The 25015-nt window shown below is 44.6% G+C and carries 22 protein-coding genes; 7 read left to right on the top strand and 15 right to left on the bottom strand.

Translation table 11 applies throughout. From position 1 onward, the window contains the following. Positions 1 to 35: 35 nt before the first annotated feature. From AACT19_RS07785 to xni, 4 genes are all read left to right on the top strand, one after another. The gene (locus tag AACT19_RS07785) at positions 36 to 2294 is read left to right on the top strand and encodes a tetratricopeptide repeat protein (protein ID WP_004734388.1); all 2259 of its coding nucleotides are present in this window, start codon (positions 36 to 38) and stop codon (positions 2292 to 2294) included. 118 nt (positions 2295 to 2412) lie between these two features. Continuing rightward, complete coding sequence (locus AACT19_RS07780) at positions 2413 to 3978, top strand: GGDEF domain-containing protein (protein ID WP_004734387.1); 1566 nt, start codon at positions 2413 to 2415, stop codon at positions 3976 to 3978. Positions 3979 to 4354: 376 nt separating this feature from the next. Continuing rightward, positions 4355 to 5722 (top strand): nucleotide 5'-monophosphate nucleosidase PpnN, encoded by a 1368-nt coding sequence (gene ppnN / locus AACT19_RS07775; RefSeq protein WP_076645939.1) that lies wholly within the window; start codon positions 4355 to 4357, stop codon positions 5720 to 5722. Positions 5723 to 5863: 141 nt separating this feature from the next. Beyond that, positions 5864 to 6637: a flap endonuclease Xni gene (gene xni / locus AACT19_RS07770; protein WP_076645938.1), complete on the top strand. Its 774-nt coding sequence runs from the start codon at positions 5864 to 5866 to the stop codon at positions 6635 to 6637. 185 nt (positions 6638 to 6822) lie between these two features. Here the strand turns inward: xni and AACT19_RS07765 are convergent, their stop codons facing one another. The 8 genes from AACT19_RS07765 to pomA all read right to left on the bottom strand — a co-directional run bounded on the left by AACT19_RS07765 (position 6823) and on the right by pomA (position 16423). Continuing rightward, positions 6823 to 8859: a TonB-dependent receptor plug domain-containing protein gene (locus AACT19_RS07765; protein WP_076645937.1), complete on the bottom strand. Its 2037-nt coding sequence runs from the start codon at positions 8857 to 8859 to the stop codon at positions 6823 to 6825. Between the two features lie 387 nt (positions 8860 to 9246). Beyond that, the gene (rlmM, locus tag AACT19_RS07760) at positions 9247 to 10338 is read right to left on the bottom strand and encodes a 23S rRNA (cytidine(2498)-2'-O)-methyltransferase RlmM (RefSeq protein ID WP_004734383.1); all 1092 of its coding nucleotides are present in this window, start codon (positions 10336 to 10338) and stop codon (positions 9247 to 9249) included. Then, entirely contained in the window at positions 10335 to 10733 is a 399-nt protein-coding gene (locus tag AACT19_RS07755; RefSeq protein ID WP_004734382.1) for a DUF423 domain-containing protein, read from the bottom strand. Before AACT19_RS07755 ends, rlmM begins: the two co-directional genes overlap by 4 nt. After that, on the bottom strand, positions 10723 to 11346 hold the full coding sequence (locus AACT19_RS07750; protein WP_076645936.1) for an alpha/beta fold hydrolase: 624 nt from the start codon (positions 11344 to 11346) through the stop codon (positions 10723 to 10725). The genes AACT19_RS07755 and AACT19_RS07750 overlap by 11 nt, the downstream gene beginning before the upstream one ends. Then, a complete protein-coding gene (locus AACT19_RS07745; RefSeq protein ID WP_017080068.1) occupies positions 11339 to 12247 on the bottom strand; it encodes a transcriptional regulator GcvA in 909 nt (302 codons plus the stop codon). Before AACT19_RS07745 ends, AACT19_RS07750 begins: the two co-directional genes overlap by 8 nt. A 663-nt stretch (positions 12248 to 12910) precedes the next feature. Continuing rightward, on the bottom strand, positions 12911 to 14359 hold the full coding sequence (gene thiI / locus AACT19_RS07740) for a tRNA uracil 4-sulfurtransferase ThiI (RefSeq protein WP_076645935.1): 1449 nt from the start codon (positions 14357 to 14359) through the stop codon (positions 12911 to 12913). A 339-nt stretch (positions 14360 to 14698) separates the two neighbouring features. Then, positions 14699 to 15646 carry a flagellar motor protein MotB gene (locus AACT19_RS07735; protein WP_004734407.1) on the bottom strand — a complete coding sequence of 316 codons (948 nt, stop codon included), beginning with the start codon at positions 15644 to 15646 and terminating at the stop codon, positions 14699 to 14701. 12 nt (positions 15647 to 15658) lie between these two features. Beyond that, on the bottom strand, positions 15659 to 16423 hold the full coding sequence (pomA, locus tag AACT19_RS07730) for a flagellar motor protein PomA (RefSeq protein ID WP_004734406.1): 765 nt from the start codon (positions 16421 to 16423) through the stop codon (positions 15659 to 15661). Between the two features lie 298 nt (positions 16424 to 16721). Between pomA and xseB the strand changes: the two genes are divergently transcribed. From xseB to dxs, 3 genes are read left to right on the top strand one after another with little or no spacing between them, the layout of a single operon-like run. Then, complete coding sequence (gene xseB, locus AACT19_RS07725) at positions 16722 to 16964, top strand: exodeoxyribonuclease VII small subunit (protein ID WP_004734405.1); 243 nt, start codon at positions 16722 to 16724, stop codon at positions 16962 to 16964. A 20-nt stretch (positions 16965 to 16984) separates the two neighbouring features. Continuing rightward, entirely contained in the window at positions 16985 to 17869 is an 885-nt protein-coding gene (gene ispA / locus AACT19_RS07720; protein ID WP_004734404.1) for a (2E,6E)-farnesyl diphosphate synthase, read from the top strand. A 21-nt stretch (positions 17870 to 17890) separates the two neighbouring features. Beyond that, complete coding sequence (gene dxs / locus AACT19_RS07715) at positions 17891 to 19774, top strand: 1-deoxy-D-xylulose-5-phosphate synthase (RefSeq protein WP_004734403.1); 1884 nt, start codon at positions 17891 to 17893, stop codon at positions 19772 to 19774. A gap of 125 nt (positions 19775 to 19899) precedes the next feature. Here dxs and AACT19_RS07710 read toward each other — a convergent pair whose 3' ends face one another. The 7 genes from AACT19_RS07710 to AACT19_RS07680 all read right to left on the bottom strand — a co-directional run bounded on the left by AACT19_RS07710 (position 19900) and on the right by AACT19_RS07680 (position 24998). Continuing rightward, a complete protein-coding gene (locus tag AACT19_RS07710; RefSeq protein ID WP_004734402.1) occupies positions 19900 to 20259 on the bottom strand; it encodes a putative quinol monooxygenase in 360 nt (119 codons plus the stop codon). 50 nt (positions 20260 to 20309) lie between these two features. Next, complete coding sequence (gene pgpA / locus AACT19_RS07705; protein ID WP_004734401.1) at positions 20310 to 20816, bottom strand: phosphatidylglycerophosphatase A; 507 nt, start codon at positions 20814 to 20816, stop codon at positions 20310 to 20312. Then, the gene (gene thiL / locus AACT19_RS07700; protein ID WP_076645934.1) at positions 20816 to 21790 is read right to left on the bottom strand and encodes a thiamine-phosphate kinase; all 975 of its coding nucleotides are present in this window, start codon (positions 21788 to 21790) and stop codon (positions 20816 to 20818) included. The genes pgpA and thiL overlap by 1 nt, the downstream gene beginning before the upstream one ends. A gap of 115 nt (positions 21791 to 21905) precedes the next feature. Next, positions 21906 to 22373 carry a transcription antitermination factor NusB gene (gene nusB / locus AACT19_RS07695; RefSeq protein ID WP_004734399.1) on the bottom strand — a complete coding sequence of 156 codons (468 nt, stop codon included), beginning with the start codon at positions 22371 to 22373 and terminating at the stop codon, positions 21906 to 21908. Next, positions 22373 to 22843 (bottom strand): 6,7-dimethyl-8-ribityllumazine synthase, encoded by a 471-nt coding sequence (gene ribH, locus AACT19_RS07690; protein ID WP_004734398.1) that lies wholly within the window; start codon positions 22841 to 22843, stop codon positions 22373 to 22375. The genes nusB and ribH overlap by 1 nt, the downstream gene beginning before the upstream one ends. A 280-nt stretch (positions 22844 to 23123) precedes the next feature. After that, on the bottom strand, positions 23124 to 24233 hold the full coding sequence (gene ribBA / locus AACT19_RS07685) for a bifunctional 3,4-dihydroxy-2-butanone-4-phosphate synthase/GTP cyclohydrolase II (RefSeq protein ID WP_004734397.1): 1110 nt from the start codon (positions 24231 to 24233) through the stop codon (positions 23124 to 23126). Between the two features lie 108 nt (positions 24234 to 24341). Next, positions 24342 to 24998 carry a riboflavin synthase gene (locus AACT19_RS07680; RefSeq protein ID WP_004734396.1) on the bottom strand — a complete coding sequence of 219 codons (657 nt, stop codon included), beginning with the start codon at positions 24996 to 24998 and terminating at the stop codon, positions 24342 to 24344. Between the last annotated feature and the right edge of the window lie 17 nt (positions 24999 to 25015).

Here is a 25015-nt window from a genome sequence, read left to right as displayed (position 1 = left end):
ATTTGAACCTACCAAATCTTTAAAGGGACATTGAAATGCGTTGGTTATACGTTGTTAGTCTATTTATTTTAAGCTTAAGCACATCGGTCAATGCGTCGGTTTATTCGTCGGCGCTACTCAACGAGGCTAACAACCTTGTAGAGATTGAGCCGAGCCAAGCAAAACAAATGGCCAACAGTTACCTAACGCTGCGTGTCCTTTCGGATCAACGTGAGAAAAGCCCTTCAGCGATTTCTCGCGAAGAGACAGACTCTTCAATTAGAACGCCAAACAGCAGTATCGATGCGTATAAAATCTTAGCCAAGGCGGAATACAACCTAGGCAACATTCGTATTGCGATTAAAAACATCGACAAAGCCTCTGAGCTCGCAAAAACCTATAAGCTTAATTACTTAAAGTTGGACCTTCAGATCCTAAAAGTTCGCTTACTTTGGCTGAGTGACAGAAAGTCAGCCACAGCAACAGCAGAGCTGACAAGTATTGAAGCAAACCTAGAATCGGTGAATAAAACCTTACGTTTAACAGAAGGTATTACCTATCGTTTGATCATGCTGAAAGCTGATATCGCCTCTTATGACAATAAGGTCGACGAAGCCGAGAAGTTCTACCAAGAAGCGAAAACCTACCTCGATCAGCGTTACTCAGAAAAAGTTACCATCGACTACCACATCTCGGTCGGTGAATTTTATCTAACCCATAAAGAGTACAACCACGCACTCTCTGAGTTGTTGTATGGCTACTGGAAATCAGTAGAAGGTAACCTGAGTTCACGCTTAGCTAAGGTCAATCGCCTGCTTGCACAGCTTTTCTTTGAGCGCCAAGTCTTAGACAAGGCATTAGAACATCTATCTCAAGCTGCTGATTTTTACGATAACTTTGAAAACTCTCCCATATTAGCTCAAGTACTTAAAAAGATGGGTGATGTGTACTTCTTACAAGGTAAATATAACCTTGCTCTTGTGCATTTTTTCAACGTCCTTGACCACGAAAGTACCGACAGAGATATCCACCAAGTCATCGATATTCGTCTAAGTCTATCGGCAACTTACTTACGCCTCTATAACTACCCTCTAGCTGAGCAGTACTTAACCCGTGCCCTTGAACTGCTTGAGTACACCGACATTCCAAAACTGGAAGGTCGTGCTGCGCTATTATCAGCAGGATTGGCTTACCACCTGCAAGAGAGCGAAGATGTGATCAAGCATGCGACACGTGCACTTGAGATATCGCGTCAGGTAGAAAATATGCGCCTGTCGCAACGCTCATACTATTTACTTTCTTTGGGTTATGAACAGGCAGGTCGTCCACAGCAAGCATTGGCAAATCTCAAGCAATACAACAGCCTTGTCTCTTTAGAGCAGCAAAAACTCAACCGTGTTGGGGAAGACGCATTCCGCCAACAAAAAGAGTTTGCCGAACAAACCCTGCACTATGCAGGCCAAGAGCAAGAGCTAGAGAAATACAAACTAGAACATCGTAAGTTCCAAAAGATTTCGTTTGCCCTATTCTTGTTCAGCATTGTCTTATTCTTCTTTGTGCTGCGCCGAGGCTACCTCATTCAAACCTTAGCCAAAGAGGTCGATTCACTGCGTACCGACCTCTTTACGCATTCGCGTTCTAAGCTTCCTAATCTAAGAATGCTGAATGCGAAACTCTCAAATTCATTGGAACAAACCAGCCAAACCTTTGAGCAGTGGCAGCTTGGTGAATTGATTCATGAACCGCTCAACGACCGTTTACGCTTCGTGATGATTGACTTACCTTTCCTACGTAATATGTACACGCAGAACGGTTACAAAGCAGGCCTAGAACTCGAAGATGCTTTTGGTGAATTCCTCAAATCTAAGCTTGAAGGCCCAGCTCGTGTCTACCATTTCTCGGATGCGAACCTGCTTTATATCGAGCCCAACGCTGACCGTGATTTATCACCTGAAGCCCTGTTCAGAAAGATTCAATCTTGGGTTAATAACTTCGAACCCGAGCGAAACATCAACCGAACAGTCCGTATGGGCATCGCTGACTACCCGTTCCTGCCACGTGCTTACACTGCAATTAACGACCAAGAACTGCTCGACGTCTTATTGATGTCGACTAATCTAGCGCGTGAGATCAGTCTCAAAGAGCGCAGCAGCCAATGGGTATATTTAAAAGCTATCGATAATGCGCCCGCAGCGAGCCTTGCAACTGGTAACATAAGAGAAGCGTGTAAACATGCGATTAATCAAGGGTTAATAAAGATACAATCGTCATACCAGAATGAGGACAACATCAAAAAAATGCTAAAAGATGACTGATTTGCGAGCGGTTAAGAGCGGCAAGCCGTGACCTTATTTTTAGTTTTGTTATTATCGATGCAACGGAATTTCATCAAAATGATCGAGCTCGGTCTACGCGGCGCTAATTAATACATCTATGGGCATTCTTGAAAAAGACATTCAGGCGCAACTCCACCAGCTGAAACTTCAGTTGGAGCAGGTCCGTTTGACGCAAAGAGACACCTCGTTCAAATTTATTAGAGAACAAAAAGTTCTAAAGCGTATCGTCACATCTTTAAGTGACGCATGTGTTGGCAGTAACAGCCATTTAGATGAAAACCTCATTGCCCTTCGGGAAGAGCTAGAAAAGCAAAAAGACATTAGCTCGATGATCCCAAAGCTGGCAGTATTAGAAAGGATGCTTAAGCAGAAAACGTTGGCTATGGATAAACAGAACGGATATCTGGACGATAGCATTAAGCACAGTGGGGAAACGCTGCAACGCATAACAGGCCTTCCAGCACAGCTTAAACGCGACCTACGAAACTTACTTAGCTTCTCCGAATGCAATGGCAGTCAGAAAGTCGACCATGCCATGAAACTTCTCGGTATTTATGAGCGTGCCATTAAGATTATGGCGAATAACTCACGCACTCATTTTGCCGACGTTACGCATTCTCCGGAACAAGAACTCCTTTCCGACCTATCAAACGAATTACAACATCTGATCACTGAACTCGATTTCGAGGGTGAATCGGGTGATTTGCTTACCGATATTCGAGCGAAACTGCTACTGGGTGTTTCCACACAAAATCTGCTTGAGCTGACACTTCAGATCCTCAAACTAGTAATTGAAGGCACCAACCTAGAGCGTAAGAAGTCTGAACAATTTATCGATCAGCTAAACTCTTCGCTGGCCTCCAGTATCAAAACGGCAGACCAAAATGCCGATCAGAGCCAAAGTTACTTTGAGCACCGCCAAGGCCTTAACTCTGAGTTAAGTGAACTTGTCATTAAGAGCCAGAACTCTGTAGAGAAAGCGAAGGAAATTGATAGTTTAAAGCGAACGATTAATCCGCTACTCACTGAAATCGCCTCTCTTTCAGAAAGACTGAATCACGCAGAACAGAAAGAACAAGCTCTAATAGAGAGAATGAGTTATGGGAAGACTCAGTTAGATTCACTCTATGAAGTCACCCAAGATTACCGCAAGCGCTTAGAAGATCAGGCTCAGCGTATGCTACTTGACCCGCTCACTAAAGTTTACAATCGCACCGCCTTTACTGATCGCTTAGAGCTTGAGTATCGCCGTTGGATTCGTGCACAACACTCACTGCGCGTAGTGCTACTCGACATAGACAACTTCAAAGCCATCAACGACAGCTTTGGTTATACCGCGGGTGATAAGGCACTTAAAATCATCGCGAGAACAATTACTAAAGAAGCAGGCACAACCGATACCGTGGCTCGCTTTTCTGGAGAAGAGTTTGTCTTGCTGTTGCCAGAACAAACCGATGAATATTGCCACCAGGTAATTCAAAACATCCAAGCTCAAGTAAGCCGCCTACCCTTTAAGTTCCGTGACCAACAAATCACGATTACCTTGTGTGCGGCAAGTACTCAGTTTAAAGAGTCTGATACGCCTGAAGAGGTATTAGAGAGACTTAATAAGACGCTAAACAAAGCAAAGCAACGCGGTACCAACCAACTTGTTTGGAACTAAGCCAGCCTTAGATTTAATTTATTTCATTTTTTCAAATACTTATCACATACCATTTCCCTCAATGTTTGCTAAGCTAATGATTAACATTCGCTTAACAAGCATTCTTGGCAAGCAATGCTGTATATACGCTCTTAATTTATTTTATATTAGCTCTTAAGCATCTATACATCTGCTATTAAGCACCCATGTATATACAGTTAAGCACCTGCATATAGATTGTTAAGCAAGATTATATAATCCATTAAGCAACGCTGTCGTAACCGTTTCGTCTGGTTAACTCTCTCACCTTTAACCAAACACTTTCAACGTTTGCTTCTCACTCTCGAGCCAGAGGGTCACTTCAACGTCCCCCTGCTCTTTTCAACAAGGAGGCACTATGATCACTCATATCAGCCCTGCCGGTAGCATGGATTTACTCTCTCAACTTGAAGTTGAGCGTCTTAAGAAAACCGCGTCTAGTGATCTGTACCAACTGTATCGTAACTGTACGTTAGCGGTACTTAACTCGGGAAGCCACACCGACAACTCCAAAGAGTTACTCGACAAGTATCAATCGTTTGATGTTGAAGTCGTGCGACGTGAGCGTGGTATCAAGCTCGAACTGAGCAACCCACCAGAGCATGCCTTTGTCGATGGTGAAATCATCAAGGGTATCCAAGAGCACCTATTCTCAGTGCTGCGTGACATTGTCTATGTCAACATGCATCTTGCAGACAATCAAAGACTCAACCTGACTAATGCCACTCATATTACCAACCTCGTATTTGGTATTTTGAGAAATGCAGGCGCACTTACGCCGGGCATCGAACCTAACCTGATCGTGTGTTGGGGTGGCCACTCAATTAACGCCACTGAATACCAATATACTCGTGAAGTAGGTAATGAACTTGGCCTACGTGAACTCAACATCTGTACAGGGTGTGGACCAGGTGCAATGGAAGGGCCAATGAAAGGCGCGGCGATTGGTCACGCTAAGCAGCGCTATACTGATCATCGTTACTTGGGGCTTACCGAGCCTTCAATCATTGCTGCAGAGCCACCAAATCCGATAGTGAACGAACTGGTGATCATGCCAGATATCGAGAAGCGTCTTGAGGCATTCGTTCGTATGGCGCATGGCATCATTATTTTCCCTGGTGGCCCCGGTACGGCTGAAGAGTTGCTGTATATCTTAGGGATCATGATGCACCCAAATAACGTCGACCAACCCATGCCGATTGTATTAACGGGTTCAAAAGAGAGTGAAGCTTACTTCCGCTCTATCGATAAGTTCATCGGTGAAACCCTCGGGGAAGAGGCTCAGAAACACTACGAAATCGTAATTGATGATCCAGCACGCGCTGCGAAAATCATGAAACAAGCGATGCCAGATGTACGCTCTCACCGTAAAGAGACCGGCGATGCTTATAGCTATAACTGGTCACTGCATATTGAGCCTGAGTTCCAACTGCCCTTCGATCCGACACATGAGTCTATGGCGGCACTTGATCTTCATATGGACCAGAAAACAGAAAGCCTTGCGGCTAATTTACGCAAAGCGTTTTCTGGCATTGTGGCCGGTAACGTCAAAGCCGAAGGTATTCTAGAGATAGAGAAACACGGCCCATTCCTGATTGATGGCGACAAAGAGCTGATGACCAAAATGGACCAAGTGCTGAATGACTTTGTTGAACAACATCGCATGAAACTGCCGGGTGGCACTGACTACGTTCCTTGCTATAAAATTATGCCTAGCAGCGAATAACGACAAGTGATTGATAACAGGCCATAAGCATAAAGCTAAACAAGTCATGACGTTTACGTCGCCAACGTTTCAACTCACCAAGTGATACGTTACTATAAGGGGCTAGCAGCCCCTTATTTATTGCCTATTTAGTGGAAACTTATGTCTATCCATCTTGTTATTATCGATGCTTTGAATCTCATCCGACGCGTTCACTCTGTTCAGCCGGACCCAACCGATATTGCAAGAACCATCACCACTACTGCTCGTACTCTTAATCGCATCCTAAAAGAATCAAAGCCAACCCATATCATTGCAGTATTTGATCATCATTTACAAGATCGAGGCTGGCGCGCTGAAATCCTTCCTGCCTACAAGCAAAACCGCAAGCCGATGCCTGAACCATTAATGAAAGGCCTTGATGCTATCCAACAAGCTTGGTGGGAATTAGGGATTGATTCACTGCTATCTGATGGTGATGAAGCGGATGATCTAGTCGCTACGCTCGCTAAGAAAGTGGCCGATCACGGAGAAACGGTCACCATCATCTCGACGGATAAGGGCTACTGCCAACTGTTATCACCAACGCTACAGATCCGTGATTACTTTCAGCACCGTTGGTTAGATAAACCCTTTATCGAAGCGGAATTTGGCGTAAAACCTGAACAGCTCGCAGATTACTGGGGATTAACGGGCGTCAGCTCAAGCCAAGTACCGGGGATTCCTGGAGTTGGACCAAAAGCGGCCAAAGAGATATTAACCACGTATCCAGATATAGAGACGGCATTCCTAGCTGAAGACTTACCGAAAAAGTATCGCAAGAAATTCGATGAGCATATTGAATCGGCTCGCGTATGCAAGCTCGTTTCAGCACTCAAAACAGACATCGATTTGGGCTTCAATCTGCAAGATATTCGCTACGAAGCGGTGTCTTAATTCGACGTTACAAGCTCAATCGCTAAAAGCTAACCGTTAGAAATAGATCGCTTATAGATCAATCCATTAGAAAGCAGAAAAGCCTTAGTCTAAACTAAGGCTTTTTGTTGTTTCATTTTAATGCGAAACATTTCACTTATACTGATAACTCTCTATTTCTAGAGTGACTTTCAGCTAAGAGCAAATTAGAAGCTATAAGCGATAGAAGCTTTAAAGTTACGACCCGCTTCGTAGCTGGTGTACTTATCTGAGCCCCAAGAGATACCAAAGCCAGTATGCTCTGCGTACTTCTTATCAAGTAGGTTATCGACACCAAGATTCACTTCTAGATCTTTAGCAAACGTAGGTGTGTAAGCCGCCCAGATGTTATGCGTTGCGAAACCTGCGCGTTTAATTTCATCACCATCTTCATCCGTGTAATCATTACCCGGTACAAAACGTGAATCCCAACCAAACACAAACTCACTGTTTATGCTGTAGTTAAAACCAGCCTTAAAGTTATGAATACCGGTTTTATTCATGTGGCTTGTCTTGCCATTTTTCAGGCTCTTTTGCTCGCCATCTGAGTACGAATGGTTAGCGTAAACACTTAACGCATCTAACTCATAGCTTAATACCGTTTCAACACCCCACACTTCAACATCATACTGGTTAGCTAATGTTGAGTTGTTCTTGGTTGGATGCATTTGATTATCAAGGTTGTAGGTGTAAGCCGTAAAACCTAAGATAGCGTAATCAGCCGCAAGTAAGCTTGTCAGTTCGTAATCAAAGCCCGCTTCATAGTTGTTACCCGTCATCGCCTTGGTATCAGACTGGTCAACATCAGGTGCTGCTTTCATCGTTAGCGTTTCTGGTAGTGATGCACCTTTAAACAGACGACCGTAACCAACACGAAGTTTTAAGTTATCCGTAGTTTGATATTCACCCTTGAACTTTGGAGACAGCTGATCAAAATCACCCGTGTAAACACCGCCCAACTTGTGAACGTCGTAACGCAGACCCGTGGTTAAGCGGAAATCGCTGAACTCATACATATCTTGCACGTAAAGGCCGTAAGCGGTAACCGTGCCGCCATCCATGCCGTACTTCTTAGTTTCGCCTTGCTTTGAACCGCTTTGGTAAACACCATCGCCAGCATCAATCCATTGTTCAGCTTTGTAACCATCAAGACCGTAAGTAAGCTCATGCTCACCAACCCAAGAAATGTTACGAATGTCACCACCGATGGTTGTCACGTTGTATTCACGATCTGGAATAGCAATTTTACCGTCTTTAATCCAGTTGCCGTTCGCGTCTTTGTCCCAAGCAGTATCAACTAGCGCATCACGCTCCATGTACTGACGGTTGTAGTAAACATTGGTTTTCATATGTACCAGATCACTACCCGCATCGTATTCATGTTGCAGAGTCACTGTATCGCGATTTAGTGAGTGGTAGTTGTGTTCATCATCAGCATACAGTGCACCTGCCTTCTCACCAGAAAGTTGACGCTTACCGCCATCGTTGTAACGGTTGAAGGTCAGTTTAAATTCATTGGCATCGTTCGGAATGAAAACAACCTTAGCCATACCAGATTTAAGCTCGCCCTGCTTGGACGTTACAGCTTCCTGATCTGGAATGTGCAGATCACCATCTTCTGAGTAGTTTGCAATCCCCATAAACTGTAGCTTGTCGTTCACTTTTGCATACACAGCGACATTGACATTGGTTGCGAAACGCTCATAAGCCGTTTGATAGCTCGTTTTTACTCGTGCACCGACACTTTCGCCCGGCTTAAGAAGATCGCTAGGATCTTTGGTTTCGTAGCTAAATGAACCGTTAATCGCACCAGAACCCGAAAGTGCTGAGTTACCGCCGAGTTCAATTTCAGCACGCTTGAGCATCGCAGGGTCAATCGCCTGATCGCCCGAGTGGTGAAATAGCTGACCTTCTTGACGAGCACCATCAATGGTCACAACAGCAAATTTGTCTTCCATACCACGTACATAGACTTTACGTGAGTAACGTGCGTTTCCGTCTACCGTTACGCTAGGCATGGTGTTCAGAACATCTTTGATATCCGATGCTTGTTTCTTTTCAAGGATATCTGAATTAATTTCTGTCTGAACAAGTTGATCAAGAGCGGAACCGATAACGACAACGGTTTCTGTTTCGTCTGCAGCAAGGGCAGTAAATGAAGTCAAGGCAACCGTAACGGCCACTGATAATGCTTTAAGTTTCATATTGTGTTTTTATAGTTTATAGAATCAAGTAAGGAGGCGTGAATATTACACACTTTGAATGATAATTCTTATCATTTACATTCTTTACTTACATTCACTTACTTTTAATAAAATCACTTTTGGCTAAGATGTTCTTGTTGTAAAACTGACTAGTTTTGCCGCTGAATTATTAAATAAACCCTTCTTCGTATCATCCCTGAATTAGGTAGCCGTAAGTCTCGATCTCTTACGGCTTTTTTAGGCTTCAATCGCTGAAGTTAATTACAAATCGGCGACGATAGCCAAACCGTTTGCCAAAAACGTCACCGTTCACATAACCAAACTGCAGATACAAAAAATGCCCCTTAAAGGAGCATTTTCTTTATCACTGACACACTAATGTAAATATTAGTACGGTGAGATATTCGAAAGCGACTGAATATGAACCGTGATCTCTTCGCGATCGTGGTAAAGGTGCTTCGCCTGCATCTTGAATTTAACTTTGTTATCAATCAGGAACTGTTTCAGGTTCTCGATATCCTGCAGTACTTCATCGTAACGGCCTTTCATTGGCAGTTTAAGGTTGAACAATGCTTCTTTCGCCCAGCCTTTGATGATCCACTCACCCATTAAGTGAGCAACACGAGCTGGTTTCTCAACCATGTCACAGATAATCCAAGTTACGTTCTTACGATCAGGTTCAAATTTAAAGCCATCTACCATATGGTGCTTGATTTGACCCGTTTCCATTAGGCTGTCTGCCATCATGCCGTTGTCAACACAGTGAACGAACATAGAACGCTTAACCAGTTGGTAAGTCCAACCACCTGGACACGCACCTAAATCTACGCCCCACATACCTGGAGCAAGACGCTCATCCCACTCATCACGAGGGATGAATACGTGGAACGCTTCTTCTAGCTTCAATGTAGAACGGCTTGGCGCATCTGATGGGAACTTCAAACGAGGAATGCCCATAAAGAACTGTGAGTTGTTAGTTGGGTAAGAGTAACCCACCAAGCAATGACCCGGAGCGATAAAACATAAGTGAAGCACAGGCTTCTTAACATTGTCTTTCGCTGTCATCAGACCTTTACCACGCATAGCTTGACGCATTGGCACGGTAAACTTACGGCAGAACTTCAAAAGCTCTTTCGCTTCATTGGTGTCTGGCGTTTCAATACGGATATCGCCACAACGTGGGAAACCTTCTTTCTCAGAAAGCGCCTCAAGAATTGGAGAGATACGATCATCAGTCGGCAGATCTTTGATTTCAGCTGCTACCGCTATCATTTGACGAGCAAAGATCAGCGATTGGAAGTCGATCTCTTTAACCAATTTATCGGCTTCGCCTGCTTGATAACATTCAAACAATACAAAGCCTGTATTGTTCTTTAAGCGAGGAAAACCAAACACTTCCAGTTGTGTTGCCTTGTCTTGAATTTCGCCAGCACATTCTTTTTCAAAACCAGAGCGACAATAAAGTAGTACGTGTTTCACTGAGTTACCTCTTTTATATTCAAAGCAGCGAAGGAGAAGACTCCCCAACCAATGATAAATAGTAGACCACCAAACGGAGTGATAGGGCCAAACCATTTTATTCCTGTCAGTGCCAAGCCATAAAGGCTGCCACTAAAACAAAGGATGCCGATGATAAAGCAAATTGCCGCAATGAAAAAATATTTTTGTGATTTAGCGCCAAGTTTCATCTGCAGCAGAGCGCCACACGCCAATATCGCTAAAGTATGGATAAACTGATACTGAACACCCGTCTCAAACACGCCTAGCAGATATTCTGGCAAGATAGCTTTCAACCCGTGAGCCGCGAAGGCACCAAGCATCACAGCAATCGCACCAGAGATACCTGCAAACGTGAGTAAATACTTACTTCTCATTGAGTACCTCTTTGATAAACGCTGACAGCTTCTCAACGGTTAAGGCAATATTCTGCTGCTCTGTGTAACCAGAGCTCTTACGAGGCTTAAAGCTGTGATCACCGTCTGGGATAAATTCAACACGAATAGAATCCGACAGGTCGAAATCAGCAAACTCTTCACGCTTACCAAAGGTATCGCGCTCACCCTGCAAAATAAGACATGGCTTTTGTAACTCAGCTAAGTGCTCACCTTTGTACTTCTCTGGCTTACCAGGAGGGTGGAAAGGAAAGCCTAAACAGGCCATTGCTGCCACCTTATCAACTTCAGACAAATGGCTCGCCATGCGCCCTCCCATCGATTTACCGCCAATCACAAGCTTATCGGCATCGCACTGCTCAATGATGTCTTGGTAAGCTTCAAGCAGCTTAGGGGCTCTGTCAGGTGGACGACGCTTGCCATCTTCAGCACGTTTAATCATGTAAGGGAAATTAAAACGAATCACTCGTATCCCTTTAAAGGCTAACCCTTTTGCCACCGACTGCATGAATTCATGATCCATACCTGCGCCAGCACCATGTGCAAAGACAAAGGTGATTGGATTGTTTTCACCATCAATGATGACGTTATTCATCGAGTAAATCCTCTTGTTCACTTTGCGCTTTCGCCAGCATCCAATCACGGAAGGTAGCGATACGGCCCATATCGGCTTGTTTCTCATGACAAACCACATAGAAGGCATTCTTGCTCACCAATACTTCGTCAAAAGGCGCAATCAAACGACCCGCTTCGATTTCAGGTTGCGCCAACACGTTGTTACCCAGTGCAATACCTTGGCCGTGAGCTGCCGCCTGCAACACCATGGTTGAGTGGCTAAAGATAGGACCGTGATTGACGTTTACCCCATCGATGCCATTTTGCTTAGCGAACTGCTTCCAATCCTTTCGAGAAGTATCATGCAATAGCGTATGACATGCCAAATCGCTTAGAGATTCTAATGGTTTGGTGCCAAGCAACACTGAAGGTGAGCAAAGAGGGATCAAGTATTCTTGATAAAGCTTATCGGCTCTAAGCCCCGACCAGTTGCCTCGACCATAATAAATAGCTACGTCTACGTCATCGGTCAGCGAGCCTTCATCCATATCAACGGCTTTAATTCGTACGTCGATATCAGGTTCTTGCTGATTAAAGTCTGCAAGCCTTGGCACTAACCATTGAATGGCAAAGCTTGGCGGTAAGCTGATGGTCAATGCACCCTTCTCACTTCGCTCAAGCACTTTATCCGTCGCTTCAGCCAGTGATGTAAAAATATCTTTGATGTCTAAGAAGTAGCTCTGACCTTCTTCAGTCAGCAGCAAAGAGCGATTTCTTCGACGAAACAGCTTCAAAGACAAGAATTCTTCAAGCGCTTTAATCTGATGACTCACTGCAGCTTGAGTAACAAACAACTCTTCTGCAGCGCGCGTAAAACTCAAGTGTCGAGCAGCGGCTTCAAACACTCTTAGCGAGTTTAATGGGGGTAATCGACGAGACATAGGTACTCTCTAAATAAGCATTAGTTTTTTTTATCTGAAACATTATAATTTGTCCATTGCCTAGCGGCCAGAGAAATTCTATATTTCATCCCGCAGCAGCTAGCCTGAACGGCTTGATTCTCTCTAGAATCAATTGGTTTAGCTCCTGCGATGTTGTGTTTGCAAACTCGTTCTTTTCGAGTTGGGTAGAGTTCTACCAAATGTTTTGTTGCAGTTCTATACTGAAACGAGACATGTACTTCCTGTATTTATTTTGACCTGTCTGTCAAATTTGTTTACACCGCCTTATGGGCGGTGTTTTTTTATGTGCAAAGAAAAATAACAACAAGTTTATCAATAGCTGTGCTAATTAATCTTTGTTATTTTTCATCGTTAATCACAGAATCAGACACCCACTCAAATAATCAACTGAACACATACAAATAGAACCATTGAATAGCACTAAAAAGTAACAGAGTTCCTCAGATACTCACACTTCTTCGGTCACCTACAAGCCAACTTAAACCCCATCATTTCAATCTCAGAGTCTCAAGAAAGAGCATGATGATAACTCGACAAACTCGCGCCTCTTACTGCCTACTGTAAAACATTCACAATAGAAAATAAAAAAGCCGCTTACTTTTCAGTAAACGGCTTTGCAAAATATTCGGCTACTCTATACCACTATGGGCGGTAAACCTTCACGTTATGGAAGCCTTGCTCTTTTAGATAAAGCGCCTGTAGACGGCTCATTACACCACGGTCACAGTACAGCAAGTACTCTTTTGCTTGGTCCAAGTCGCCAAACTGAGTCGAAAGCTTGAAGAACGGGATATGTTTAATTTCAACACCATCGATCTCTAGTGGGCTTTCGTCTTCTTCGTCTGGGCTACGGATATCAAGAACGATAGCGTGCTCAGCAACAGCTTGAACTTGTTCAACTTCAGGCGCTTGCTCTTGGCTCTCTTTCTCGATATCACGGATATCGATAACTCGAGCGTTCTCGATCACTTGCTCCAGCACTTCAAAGTTAAACTTAGCTTCTTCTGCTTCTAATTTTCCTTTCTTCGCTTTCACTGTTGGCTTCTTAGAAATAACACCACAGTACTCAGGCATTACTTTCGCAAAGTCTTCAGTGCCAATCTTACGAGACAGGTCGATGATGTCTTCTTTGTCCCAGTTAATAAGCGGACGAAGGATCAAAGTATCGGTCACGTTGTCAATGTGGCGAAGATTAGTTAGCGTTTGGCTAGAAACCTGACCAAGTGCTTCACCCGTTACTAGTGCTTCGATACCGAAACGCTCTGCAACCATACCACCAGCACGCATAAACATACGCTTAAGAACCACGCCCATTTGGCCATCTTCAACGTTCTCAAGAATCTCAGCGACTACCGGTTCAAAATCGATAGAGATGAACTTCACCTTTGCCGATGAGCCGTATTTATCCCATAGATAGTGAGAAACTTGCTTAACACCAATTTCGTGCGCAGGGCCACCTAGGTTAAAGAAGCAGTAATGCACTTTAGAACCACGTTTGATGTGTAAGTAGCTTGAAACGCCAGAATCGAAACCGCCAGAGATCAAGCTAAGCAGATCTTCTTGAGTACCTAGAGGGAATCCGCCTAGGCCTTTATGACGTTCAATAACTTGGTTTAGCTTTTCGTTCTCGACTTCAACTTTAACGGTAATATCTGGATTTTTCAGTTTTACTTTTGCTGATTCAACCGCTTGGTTTAAACCACCACCTACGTAGCGTTCTAGCTCAATAGAAGTAAAGTCATGTTTACCACGACGCTTGGCTCGCACAGAGAAAGTCTTGCCTTCAATAAGAGCACCGCTTCGTTCAAGAACTTGCTCGTAAATATTGTGCAGGTCTTTAAATTCTGATTGCTGAACCTCAAGGGAGTGATGAATACCCGGAGTTTGCGTCAATACTTCGAGTGTTTCTTTGAAGTACTTGTCGCTCTCAGACGTCACTTCGATGTAGTCACGGCGGTTGAAGACAGCCACAGACTCAGTACGACGCTGAAGAATAGTACGAATATTACGTTCTAGAATCTTTGTGAAGCGCTTACGCACCGATTCACTTTTAATAAAAATTTCCGGATGAGGCTTAACAATAAATTTCATAGTACTTTCACGCCAATAAGGTTCACAAATTTTAGTAGGTTCATCACCACGTAAAAGGTCATTTCACATAGTTATTGAAGCAATAATAGATCAATATTAAATCTAAGGGCGCGAATTATACATGAGAAAGTGAAGCAAGGAAAAGAGTGGTTGCTTTAACCCGATAATTAAACCGCCTGTTATTAAAAGTAGCAGGTTTCAAAACGACATAAATACCGCTGAGAGCATCATTGAAGACCAGAAAACAAAAAGCCCAACCTCATCATAAGGTTGGGCTTTCGATGCTATCTGCTGACTAACGTATGTGTACCTGAAGACTAATCGCTGTCTCTCTGCCTACTACTGACCAATAACAGGCACTTCATCACTGTAAAGCGGCTCACCCTGCATAATGCTGATTTCAACACGGCGGTTGAGGCTACGCTGCCATTCAGTATCGTTCGGCTCTACTGGCTCTGTGTCGGCCATACCGCGAACTCTCAAGCGTTGATGAGAGAAGCCACGTACCTTTTCCATCTCTTGAGCCACAGACACCGCACGCTGCGATGACAGGTCCCAATTAGAACGATAAAGCTCTGAATCAAGTCTCTGATTATCGGTGTGGCCAGAAATACGAACAATACCTGGTACATCTTTTACCAATTCAGCCACCTGTCTAACCAATGGTCGAAACTTAGGTTGTAGGAAAGCAGAACCCGATGGGAATGCACCCTTCTCACGAATTCGAATCACAATCTGCTGGCCAAGGTTTTCCACCTCAATCGCGCCTTGGTCGATCTCTCGCTCCAACGCTTTCTTGATACTTTCCATCAAGGTTTCCATCTCTTGCGATTGAGCTTCAGCTTGCTGTTGCTGTTGGTCTGACTCAGAATTTTGATTGTCGTGAGTTGAAACCTCTGGCGACTTGCCTCCCGTCATCTTGCCTTGGTCACGCATTGTGCCGCCAGCACGCTCAGATTCACCTTCATGAAACTCAAGCGTTTGCTGCGTAATATCAATGGTCTGCTGCATGATCACATCGATAGGAGTCGGCTCTGGGCGACCAGGGCGAAACTCTTGCGCAATGATGCTAGTACCTTTAGGAATATCTTTCACTTCCAAGCGGTTTTGTACACCAAACGCAAATTTCATCGAGCCAGCGATCTGTTTGAACTTCAGTACGTCCATCTCAGAGAATGAGAGCAGCAGTACGAAGAAACACATCAGCAGTGACATCAAGTCAGCAAATGTCCCCATCCATTGAGGTAACCCCGGAGGAGGACATTTACATGGATTTTCTTCATCCATCTTCAAATCCTCTTACGCGGGTTCACCATCAATCGTGCGCTTACCTTCATTGAGGTAGCTCTTGAGGTAACCATCGATAACTCGTGGGTTCTGACCATCTTGAATCGCTAATACACCATCCATAACCAAACGACGGTTGAGTGTCTCTTGGTCACGACGCAGCGCAAGCTTGTCCGCAATTGGGAAGAACACCATGTTCGAAAGAATTGCACCGTACAGGGTCGTTAAAAGTGCTACCGCCATCGCAGGGCCGATCGCTTTTGGATCATCCATGTTAGAAAGCATGGCAACCAAGCCAACCAAGGTACCAATCATACCCATCGCGGGTGCTACATCACCAAATGCAGAGAACACCTTCGCGCCCTGCTCATGACGCTCTGTGGTTAATGCGATGTCTTTTTGCAGTGCAGCACGCACCACATCACCATCATGGCCATCTACCAATAGGTCGATGCCCTTTTGCATGAAACTGTTGCTGATTTCCATCTCTTCAAGTGCCAAGAAGCCACCTTTACGTGCTGCATCCGCCATCTCTACCACTTTAGCGATAAGATCTTCAGGCTCATCGGCCTTAAACATAAATGCTTTGCCAGCGATTTTAGTTGCTCCAAAGAATTGTCCCATGGTGAACTTCATTAGAACAACAAACGTTGAACCACCCACCACGATCAAAATGGATGTCGTGTCATAGAACATCCCGAGGCTTCCACCTAGGATCATTGCCATGATTACAAAGGCAAATCCACCAATCAAACCTATTAGGGTTGCTAAATCCACTGAGCACTCCTCATGCTTTTTTGTAGCTCTACGTCGACGATAATCTTTTTATCGGCCAGACTATAAGATCTTTTAGTAAATTCTTGGCCTAAATATCACACTTTTCGTTTTTGAATCACAATTATTGGCTTACTTTGCTCTTATCCTTAGCGCATAAACTCGATAAAGCTAAGGTTATTCAACCAAAGTGAGTTCAAGCCCCTTAAAAACGAACTTTCTAGCAAAATTTCTTGGTTACATTTGACCATCTCAGCGGCCTAGGGTAACGTTCGTTCATATTTCCAAACGCAGATTTATTATGGCTACTAAGAAACCTGAAAATATGAGCTTTGAAGCGGCTATCGAAGAGCTTGATGGCTTGGTTGATCAACTAGAAAATGGTGATCTAGCTTTAGATGATGCGCTGAAAAAGTTCGAACGAGGCATCTCCCTCGCTCGTGCTGGTCAAAGTAAACTAAACGATGCTGAACAGCGTGTTAGCATCTTACTGCAAAATGATGAAAATGCAGAACTTAGTGACTTTAACCCACAACCAGAATAACGAATTGTATGAGATCCCCTATGATCGAGACTTTATTGTCTTATCAAGCACGTAATAACGAGCAGCTGAACCTTTGGCTTGATCGCCTGCCACACCAAAATCAGAACCTTATCAACGCGATGCGTTATGGGTTACTTTTAGGCGGCAAACGCGCACGTCCATTTCTTGTCTACATTACAGGGGAAATGCTCGGCTGTACCGCTGAAGAACTCGATACTCCAGCTTCTGCAATCGAATGTATTCATGCCTATTCTCTGATTCACGACGACCTTCCAGCAATGGATGACGATGAACTTCGTCGTGGCCATCAGACTTGTCACATCAAATACGATGAAGCAACGGCTATTTTAACTGGCGATGCCCTACAAACTCTCGCGTTTACTATACTTGCGGAAGGCACATTAAGTGCTGACGGGGAAAGCAATCGCGTTCGAATGATTCAACGCCTAGCTGAAGCGTCTGGTGCACAAGGTATGTGCATTGGACAAGCTCTTGATATTGAAGCTGAAAACCGCTCTGTCACGCTAGAAGAGTTAGAAGAAGTTCACCGTAACAAGACTGGCGCTCTAATGAAGAGTGCGATTCGTTTAGGTGCTCTGGCTGCTGGCGAAAAAGCGTTTGAAGTGATGCCTCAATTAGATAAGTACGCCGATGCAATCGGGTTAGCCTTCCAAGTTCAGGATGATATTTTAGATATCATTAGCGATACCGAAACTTTGGGTAAACCACAGGGCTCTGACCAAGATTTGAACAAAAGCACCTATCCTTCTTTGTTAGGTTTAGAGGGCGCTCAAGAAAAAGCGCAAACTCTGCTACAGGAAGCGCTTCAAGCTTTGGCTGCAATCCCATACAATACCCAGTCACTCGAAGAGTTCGCCCGATACGTCATCGAGCGCAAGAACTAAGACAATAAGCGCGCATTACCTATGACTCTTGATATATCAAAGTACCCAACTCTTGCTTTGGCTGATAAGCCAGAGGATTTGCGTCTACTTCCAAAAGAGACGCTTACACAGCTTTGTGATGAATTACGTACCTATCTTCTTAACTCGGTGAGCCAGTCAAGTGGTCACTTAGCGTCAGGCTTAGGTACAGTAGAGCTAACAGTTGCTCTGCACTATGTGTACAACACGCCTTTTGACCAGTTGGTTTGGGATGTTGGCCACCAAGCCTACCCACACAAGATTCTTACAGGTCGTCGCGACCGCTTGTCGACTATCCGTCAAAAAGATGGACTGCACCCATTCCCATGGCGTCAAGAGAGCGAATACGACACCCTATCTGTTGGTCACTCTTCAACATCGATCAGCGCCGGACTTGGTATGGCAATCAGTGCGAAGAAAGAAGGTAAGAATCGTAAAGTCGTGAGTGTCATTGGTGATGGCGCGATCACCGCAGGTATGGCCTTCGAAGCCATGAACCACGCGGGCGATATTCACAATGACATGCTGGTTATCCTTAACGATAACGAGATGTCGATCTCTGAAAACGTCGGTGCTCTAAACAACCACCTCGCTCAAGTTCTTTCTGGCAGTCTTTACACGTCAATTCGTGAGGGTGGCAAGAAAGTGCTATCAGGCGTTCCGCCGATTAAAGAGCTGGTTCGTCGTACAGAAGAACATTTAAAAGGCATGGTTGTCCCTGGCACCATGTTTGAAGAGTTAGGCTTTAATTACATTGGTCCTGTAGACGGTCACGATGTAAACGAGCTGATTAAAACGCTGAAGAACATGAGAGACCTTAAAGGCCCTCAGTTCCTGCATATCATGACGAAGAAAGGCAAAGGCTACGAGCCAGCTGAAAAAGATCCAATTGGCTACCACGGTGTACCTAAATTCGATCCTGCACATTCAAGTCTGCCTAAGAGCACCAGCTCTAAACCAACTTTCTCTAAGATTTTTGGCGACTTCCTGTGTGATATGGCCGCTCAAGATCCTAAGCTAATGGCGATAACGCCAGCAATGCGTGAAGGTTCTGGTATGGTGCGTTTCTCGAAAGAGTATCCAGAACAGTACTTCGATGTAGCAATTGCTGAGCAACACGCTGTGACACTAGCAACTGGTATGGCGATTGCGGGTGATAAACCGATTGTGGCTATCTACTCAACTTTCCTACAACGTGGCTACGATCAACTGATCCACGATGTGGCAATCATGGATCTACCGGTTATGTTCGCTATTGACCGTGCAGGTCTTGTCGGTGCCGATGGTCAAACACACCAAGGTGCGTTCGACTTAAGCTTTATGCGCTGCATTCCAAACATGGTGATCATGGCACCAAGCGACGAGAACGAATGTCGCCAAATGCTTTACACCGGCCACCAGCACACGGGGCCAAGTGCCGTTCGTTACCCTCGCGGTAATGGCATGGGTACTGAGATTCAAAGTGAGTTTACCGCTCTTGAGATTGGTAAAGGTCGTATCGTTCGCGAAAGTGAAAAAGCAAAAGATGGCTCGAAGGTCGCTATCCTGAGCTTTGGTACTTTCCTTGAAAGTGCACTTCAAACCGCAGACGCTATCGATGCGACAGTTGCAGACATGCGTTTTGTGAAACCGCTAGATGAAGCTCTGATCAAACAACTTGCTGCTGACCACGATGTACTAGTGACTATCGAAGAAAACGCGATTGCAGGTGGTGCGGGCGCGGGTGTGATTGAGTTCTTGATGCAAGAAAAACTACTGATGCCTGTTTTAAACCTTGGCCTACCTGACAAGTTTATTGCTCAAGGTACTCAAGGTGAGCTGCATGAAGAGCTTGGCTTAGATGCGAAAGGTATTGAGAAGTCTATCTCCGACTACCTTGCCAAATAGCTTTCACAAGCAAACAGCATAAGCGACAAAACAAAAAAGGTTGGCCCTAGGGTCAACCTTTTTAGTATCTGCTAACTGATAAACTATTCGTTGTTTAGCTGTTAGTTATTAGCAATTAAGCCTGCTTAGCAACAAGGCTTAAGTACTGGCGCGTCATAGTTCTCTGGTTCGTCAGAGTAGATAGCAACGTTGAAGTTCTCAACCAAGCCTGTCTCTTCAACACACTGCTCTTGGAAGAACTGCTGAATCTCACGACGTTGACAGTGTGCTTCGAATGCTTCGTTGTCCGCCCAGATCTCATTGAATGCAATAGGGAAACTCTCACCCTCTGCAAATGGGCTCTGAATGTGACGAGTCACTGTATATTGGATACAACCGTCTTCACGCATTGTGTTTGGCTCTAGTGATTTCAGAACTTCAAACAACTCGTTCAATTTGCCTTCTTTAGGCTGAAATTGAGCAACACAGTAAACCTTCTTAGACATTGTAATTCCTTGTTTTTATGTATTATTGTTCGTTCTTTAGATATTGATTCTTAAACGAGCCAACCTGAAAAATGAGCCACTGCATACAGCGAAATCGCCGCCATAATACCCGCCACGATATCATCAATCATGATACCTAAGCCGCCGTGAACTCGCTTGTCTAACCAACCAATTGGCCAAGGCTTTACCATATCGAAAAAACGAAACAGAACAAAGCCGGCGAATAGCCATTTCCAATCATTAACAGGAATACTCAACAACGGCACTAGGCCCATGGTGATCCAAAAGCCCGCAAACTCATCCCATACAATAGAGCCGTGATCGTGCACGCCCATGTCATCAGACGTCACTTGGCATATTTTGATACCAATAATGCAGCTCACAACCACAAGAATGACATAAATAGGGAAAGGTAACTGAACCAGCAATAGATAAAATGGGATCGACGCAAGCGTGCCCATGGTGCCGGGAATAATCGGCGATAAGCCACTACCAAAACCCGTTGCCAATAAGTGCCAAGGATTTTTAAGAGAAATAAGAGAAAGTGGGTTTGTCATCAATTAACCTTAAAGTGATCGTAACCAGTTAAGTTCCAACTCAGTGGTTCACCATTATTGTGTAATTCAAAATATTCTACAGGTCTTATCTGGCCAATGCAGGTGACTTTTGTTCCAGTGTGTGACAAAGCACTTTCCAATGAGCCTTTATTCTCTTCCGGCACAGTAAAGCACAGTTCGTACTCTTCACCACTGGTCAACGCATACTGTTGAGCCGAAGCAATATCGGATGCAAACTGACGTAACTCTGGAGAGATTGGCAGCGTGCTTACATCAATACTCGCGCCAACTTGAGAACGCTTAAGGATATGTTTTAAATCAGCAATAACACCATCAGAGATATCAATAGCCGATGAAGCAAGGTTCACCAACGCCTGACCAGCCAATACTCTAGGAACGCTCAGATAGTGCCTTTCTTCAAGTTCAAGAGCATAAGGTCTGACTTTGTTCTGTTCTGGCTCAAGCAATACTTCTAGGCCTGCTTTGCTATCACCTAGGTTACCCGTTACGTAAATCCAGTCGCCCACTTTAGCGCCATCTCTACGCAGTGCTCGACCTTCTGGCACAAAACCTTGTACAGTCAGTGTCAGACTTAGTGGCCCTTTGGTTGTATCACCGCCAATTAACTGAATACCAAAGTAGTCAGCGAGCTTGAAGAAGGAGTCACAGAAGGGAGCAAGCCATTCTTCATCGACTTCTGGCATAGTTAACGCAAATGAAACCCAAGCAGGCGTCGCGCCCATAGCCGCAAGATCACTGATGTTCGAAGCCAAGGCTTTGTGTGCCACCCAAGCTGGGTTTGCTTCCGCTAGGAAGTGAGTGCCCGCCACTAAGGTGTCCGTACTGATCGCTATCTCAACATTGCCCGGCGCTTTGACCAAAGCACAGTCATCGCCAGCAGCCAGATGTACGTCTTTACGTTGTGGTTGTCGATTTACAAAATATTTTTCAATCAGGTTAAATTCGCCAGACATCACATGCCCTATCTTTAGTCTTCATACAAATCACCGTAATTATTGAGATTACAGAAATTTAGTTACAAAAAAGGCCAGCATAAAAGCTGACCTTTAGATTCAATATACGAACGTCTTATTTCTTACGAACGTGTGGTGCAGCTTTATCAAGCACACCGTTAACAAACTTATGGCTGTCTTCTGCTGCAAATACTTTTGCAAGCTCGATAGCTTCGTTGATAACCACTTTGTATGGTACATCTTCGCGACGAGTCATCTCGTACATAGCTAAACGTAGAAGCGCTAGTTCCATCAAATCCAGATCTTGCATAGGGCGAGATACGAATGGACGAAGCTTGCTATCAAGTTCCATGTGGCTAAGAGCAACACCAGTTAGTAAGTCGCGGAAGTATGCAACGTCTGTTTCTGGCATAGCTAGAGCAGGTTCTGCGGCATGATGCTCTTCTTCATCATACTTACCACCAGATAAGAACTGTTCTTCAACGGTAGCAATATTTTCTTTAGTAATTTGCCAAGAATAAATTGCTTGTAGAGCAAATTGACGTGCGTTACGACGTGCGGCTGGTTTCACACTGGCCCCCATTAGGAATCGATTTCAGAAAGAACGTTGATCATCTCAAGTGCGCTAAGTGCGGCTTCTGCACCCTTATTACCAGCCTTGGTTCCTGCGCGTTCAATAGCTTGATCGATCGTATCAACAGTAAGAACACCAAACGCTACTGGAAGAGAAAATTCCAGAGACACTTGTGCCAAACCTTTATTACATTCACTACAAACATAGTCAAAGTGAGGTGTACCGCCACGGATTACTGTACCAAGAGATACAATCGCATCGAACTTACCTGTTTTTGCAACGCGTTGCGCTACAAGTGGAAGTTCTACTGCACCAGGGCAACGAACAACAGTGATGTTGTCTTCGCTTACTTGTCCATGACGCTTTAAAGTATCGATTGCACCAGAAAGTAAACTTTCGTTAATAAAACTGTTGAAACGAGCAATAACGATAGCAATTTTTGCATTTGGCGCTGGGAAGCCACCCTCGATCACTTTCATAAGCCTTCCTTTAACTATTTTCATCAAGTGAGAATCGCCGGATTCTAGCACAAAACTGTGAGCAATATCTAATGCTAATTTAGAAGAACAGACACCGGAGATGTAAAGATGATAACGCAGCACGGCTCTCAACCATATAGGAGCAACCAGTAGTCAAGCTCGTGTATTTAACACGTTTTGAATCGGGCTCAACTACTTTGCTCTTTTGGCAAAACGAATCACCAAAAGAGCCACTGGAATCATCGGTAAATTATGTTGCTATAAACAGAGATATATCGACTTACTCGCAAACATACTCAACAACGTTAAGACCAAAGCCACCCAATGCGTGGTAACGCTTGGTGCTTGAAGAAAGCAGACGCATATCGTGCACGCCTAGGTCTTGTAGAATCTGAGAACCCACACCAACACGACGCGAGGTACCTTGCTTCTTCGCCATGGTTGGCTGCTCGTTCTTGTCTTGAGCTTCGAATGTCTTCACTTTGTGAATCAAAGAATCAGACGACTCTTCGTTACCCAGAATAACCAACACACCGCCTTCGTCGCCAATGCGCTTCATCGCTTTATCTAGCGACCAGCTGCGCTCAGTACCACGGTCTGAATGAAGCAGATCGGTGAACGTGTCATGCAGGTGAACACGCACTAAAGGAGCGCCTACAGACAAGTCGCCTTTTTGCATTGCGTAGTGGATCTGGTTATCAATCGTGTCACGGTAAGTCACAAGCTCAAAGTCACCAAACTCTGTTGGCAAATGACATTGTGCTACGCGTTCAATCGTCGTTTCTGTGTTGTTGCGGTATTCAATCAAGTCAGCAATGGTGCCTAGTTTGATATCGTGTTTTTCAGCGAAGACTTCAAGATCAGGGCGACGTGCCATGGTGCCGTCGTCATTTAGGATCTCAACGATAACAGATGCTGGTTCACAGCCTGCTAGACGAGCTAAATCACAGCCTGCTTCAGTGTGGCCTGCGCGTGTTAGAACACCACCTTCTTGAGCTGTCAGAGGGAAGATATGGCCAGGTTGAACTAAGTCAGCCGCTTTCGCATCTTTTGCCACAGCCGCTTGAACGGTAACAGCGCGGTCTGACGCAGAAATACCCGTTGTTACGCCCTCAGCAGCTTCAATTGAAACCGTAAAGTTCGTCGTGTATTGAGCATTGTTGTCTTGAACCATAGGCGCTAGACCCATGCGATTTGAACGCTCTTTGGTCAACGTTAGGCAAATTAAGCCACGGCCATACATCGCCATGAAGTTAATCGCTTCTGGCGTGACATGTTCTGCTGCCATGATCAGATCGCCTTCATTTTCGCGATCTTCATCATCCATCAGGATAACCATTTTTCCTAGGCGAATGTCTTCAATAATTTCTTGAGGAGTACTAATTGGCATTGTTCTATATCCTTTGAAATGGTTCTGCTTCCTAGAACCGACACTATTTAAACCTGATGATATTGCTCGCTTTTACAAAGTGATGTTTAGTGCACTTTGTACCAACGGTTAGGCAAAACCATTCTGCTGTAAGAATTCCATCGTTAATCGAGATTCAGGCTCAGACTCTTGCTGCTGGCCTTGCAGTAGACGCTCCATATAACGCGCTAATACATCGACTTCTAGATTCACTTTACGACCAACATTGAATTGATCAATGGTGGTTTCTGAAGAGGTGTGAGGAACGATCGTCAGCTTAAACGCATTCTTGCGTAAATCATTCACAGTCAGGCTAATACCATCTACGGTGACTGAACCTTTTTGAGCTACGTACTTTGAGATCTCTGCAGGCATTTCTACCCAGAACTCAATCGCACGACCGACTTGGTTACGCTCAACAATCTCACCCACGCCATCAACGTGACCCGATACGATATGACCACCGAAACGCGTGGTCGGTAACATTGCTTTCTCTAGGTTGACCTTGTCGCCCGCTTGGTAATCCACAAAACCCGTTTTTTTCAGGGTCTCAAGCGAAAGGTCTGCACTGTAGCTGTGGTCGTTATACTCAACAACCGTCAAACACACACCATTGGTTGCGATACTGTCGCCTAACTTAACGTCAGCCATATCAAGATTACCAACATTAACCGTTACGGTGATGTCTTCTCCGCGGGGAGTGATTGCACTCAATGTACCTACGGCTTCTACAATTCCTGTAAACATTTTAAAACTCTTTTTGT

The sequence above is a fragment of the Vibrio sp. 10N.222.47.A9 genome, assembly GCF_963872585.1.
In the GTDB taxonomy this organism is placed as follows: domain Bacteria; phylum Pseudomonadota; class Gammaproteobacteria; order Enterobacterales; family Vibrionaceae; genus Vibrio; species Vibrio splendidus.
The sequence above is the reverse complement of the archived record's forward strand: the minus strand, read 5'-3'. Positions and strand labels throughout refer to the sequence as shown.

Excerpts from the sequence above, each read along its gene's own strand:
- AACT19_RS07785 (WP_004734388.1), top strand. The coding sequence starts at position 36 with ATGCGTTGGTTATACGTTGTTAGTCTATTTATTTTAAGCTTAAGCACA.
- AACT19_RS07780 (WP_004734387.1), top strand. The coding sequence starts at position 2,413 with ATGGGCATTCTTGAAAAAGACATTCAGGCGCAACTCCACCAGCTGAAA.
- ppnN (WP_076645939.1), top strand. The coding sequence starts at position 4,355 with ATGATCACTCATATCAGCCCTGCCGGTAGCATGGATTTACTCTCTCAA.
- xni (WP_076645938.1), top strand. The coding sequence starts at position 5,864 with ATGTCTATCCATCTTGTTATTATCGATGCTTTGAATCTCATCCGACGC.
- AACT19_RS07765 (WP_076645937.1), bottom strand. The coding sequence starts at position 8,859 with ATGAAACTTAAAGCATTATCAGTGGCCGTTACGGTTGCCTTGACTTCA.
- AACT19_RS07755 (WP_004734382.1), bottom strand. The coding sequence starts at position 10,733 with ATGAGAAGTAAGTATTTACTCACGTTTGCAGGTATCTCTGGTGCGATT.
- AACT19_RS07750 (WP_076645936.1), bottom strand. The coding sequence starts at position 11,346 with ATGAATAACGTCATCATTGATGGTGAAAACAATCCAATCACCTTTGTC.
- AACT19_RS07745 (WP_017080068.1), bottom strand. The coding sequence starts at position 12,247 with ATGTCTCGTCGATTACCCCCATTAAACTCGCTAAGAGTGTTTGAAGCC.
- thiI (WP_076645935.1), bottom strand. The coding sequence starts at position 14,359 with ATGAAATTTATTGTTAAGCCTCATCCGGAAATTTTTATTAAAAGTGAA.
- AACT19_RS07735 (WP_004734407.1), bottom strand. The coding sequence starts at position 15,646 with ATGGATGAAGAAAATCCATGTAAATGTCCTCCTCCGGGGTTACCTCAA.
- xseB (WP_004734405.1), top strand. The coding sequence starts at position 16,722 with ATGGCTACTAAGAAACCTGAAAATATGAGCTTTGAAGCGGCTATCGAA.
- ispA (WP_004734404.1), top strand. The coding sequence starts at position 16,985 with ATGATCGAGACTTTATTGTCTTATCAAGCACGTAATAACGAGCAGCTG.
- dxs (WP_004734403.1), top strand. The coding sequence starts at position 17,891 with ATGACTCTTGATATATCAAAGTACCCAACTCTTGCTTTGGCTGATAAG.
- AACT19_RS07710 (WP_004734402.1), bottom strand. The coding sequence starts at position 20,259 with ATGTCTAAGAAGGTTTACTGTGTTGCTCAATTTCAGCCTAAAGAAGGC.
- pgpA (WP_004734401.1), bottom strand. The coding sequence starts at position 20,816 with ATGACAAACCCACTTTCTCTTATTTCTCTTAAAAATCCTTGGCACTTA.
- thiL (WP_076645934.1), bottom strand. The coding sequence starts at position 21,790 with ATGTCTGGCGAATTTAACCTGATTGAAAAATATTTTGTAAATCGACAA.
- nusB (WP_004734399.1), bottom strand. The coding sequence starts at position 22,373 with ATGGGGGCCAGTGTGAAACCAGCCGCACGTCGTAACGCACGTCAATTT.
- ribH (WP_004734398.1), bottom strand. The coding sequence starts at position 22,843 with ATGAAAGTGATCGAGGGTGGCTTCCCAGCGCCAAATGCAAAAATTGCT.
- ribBA (WP_004734397.1), bottom strand. The coding sequence starts at position 24,233 with ATGCCAATTAGTACTCCTCAAGAAATTATTGAAGACATTCGCCTAGGA.
- AACT19_RS07680 (WP_004734396.1), bottom strand. The coding sequence starts at position 24,998 with ATGTTTACAGGAATTGTAGAAGCCGTAGGTACATTGAGTGCAATCACT.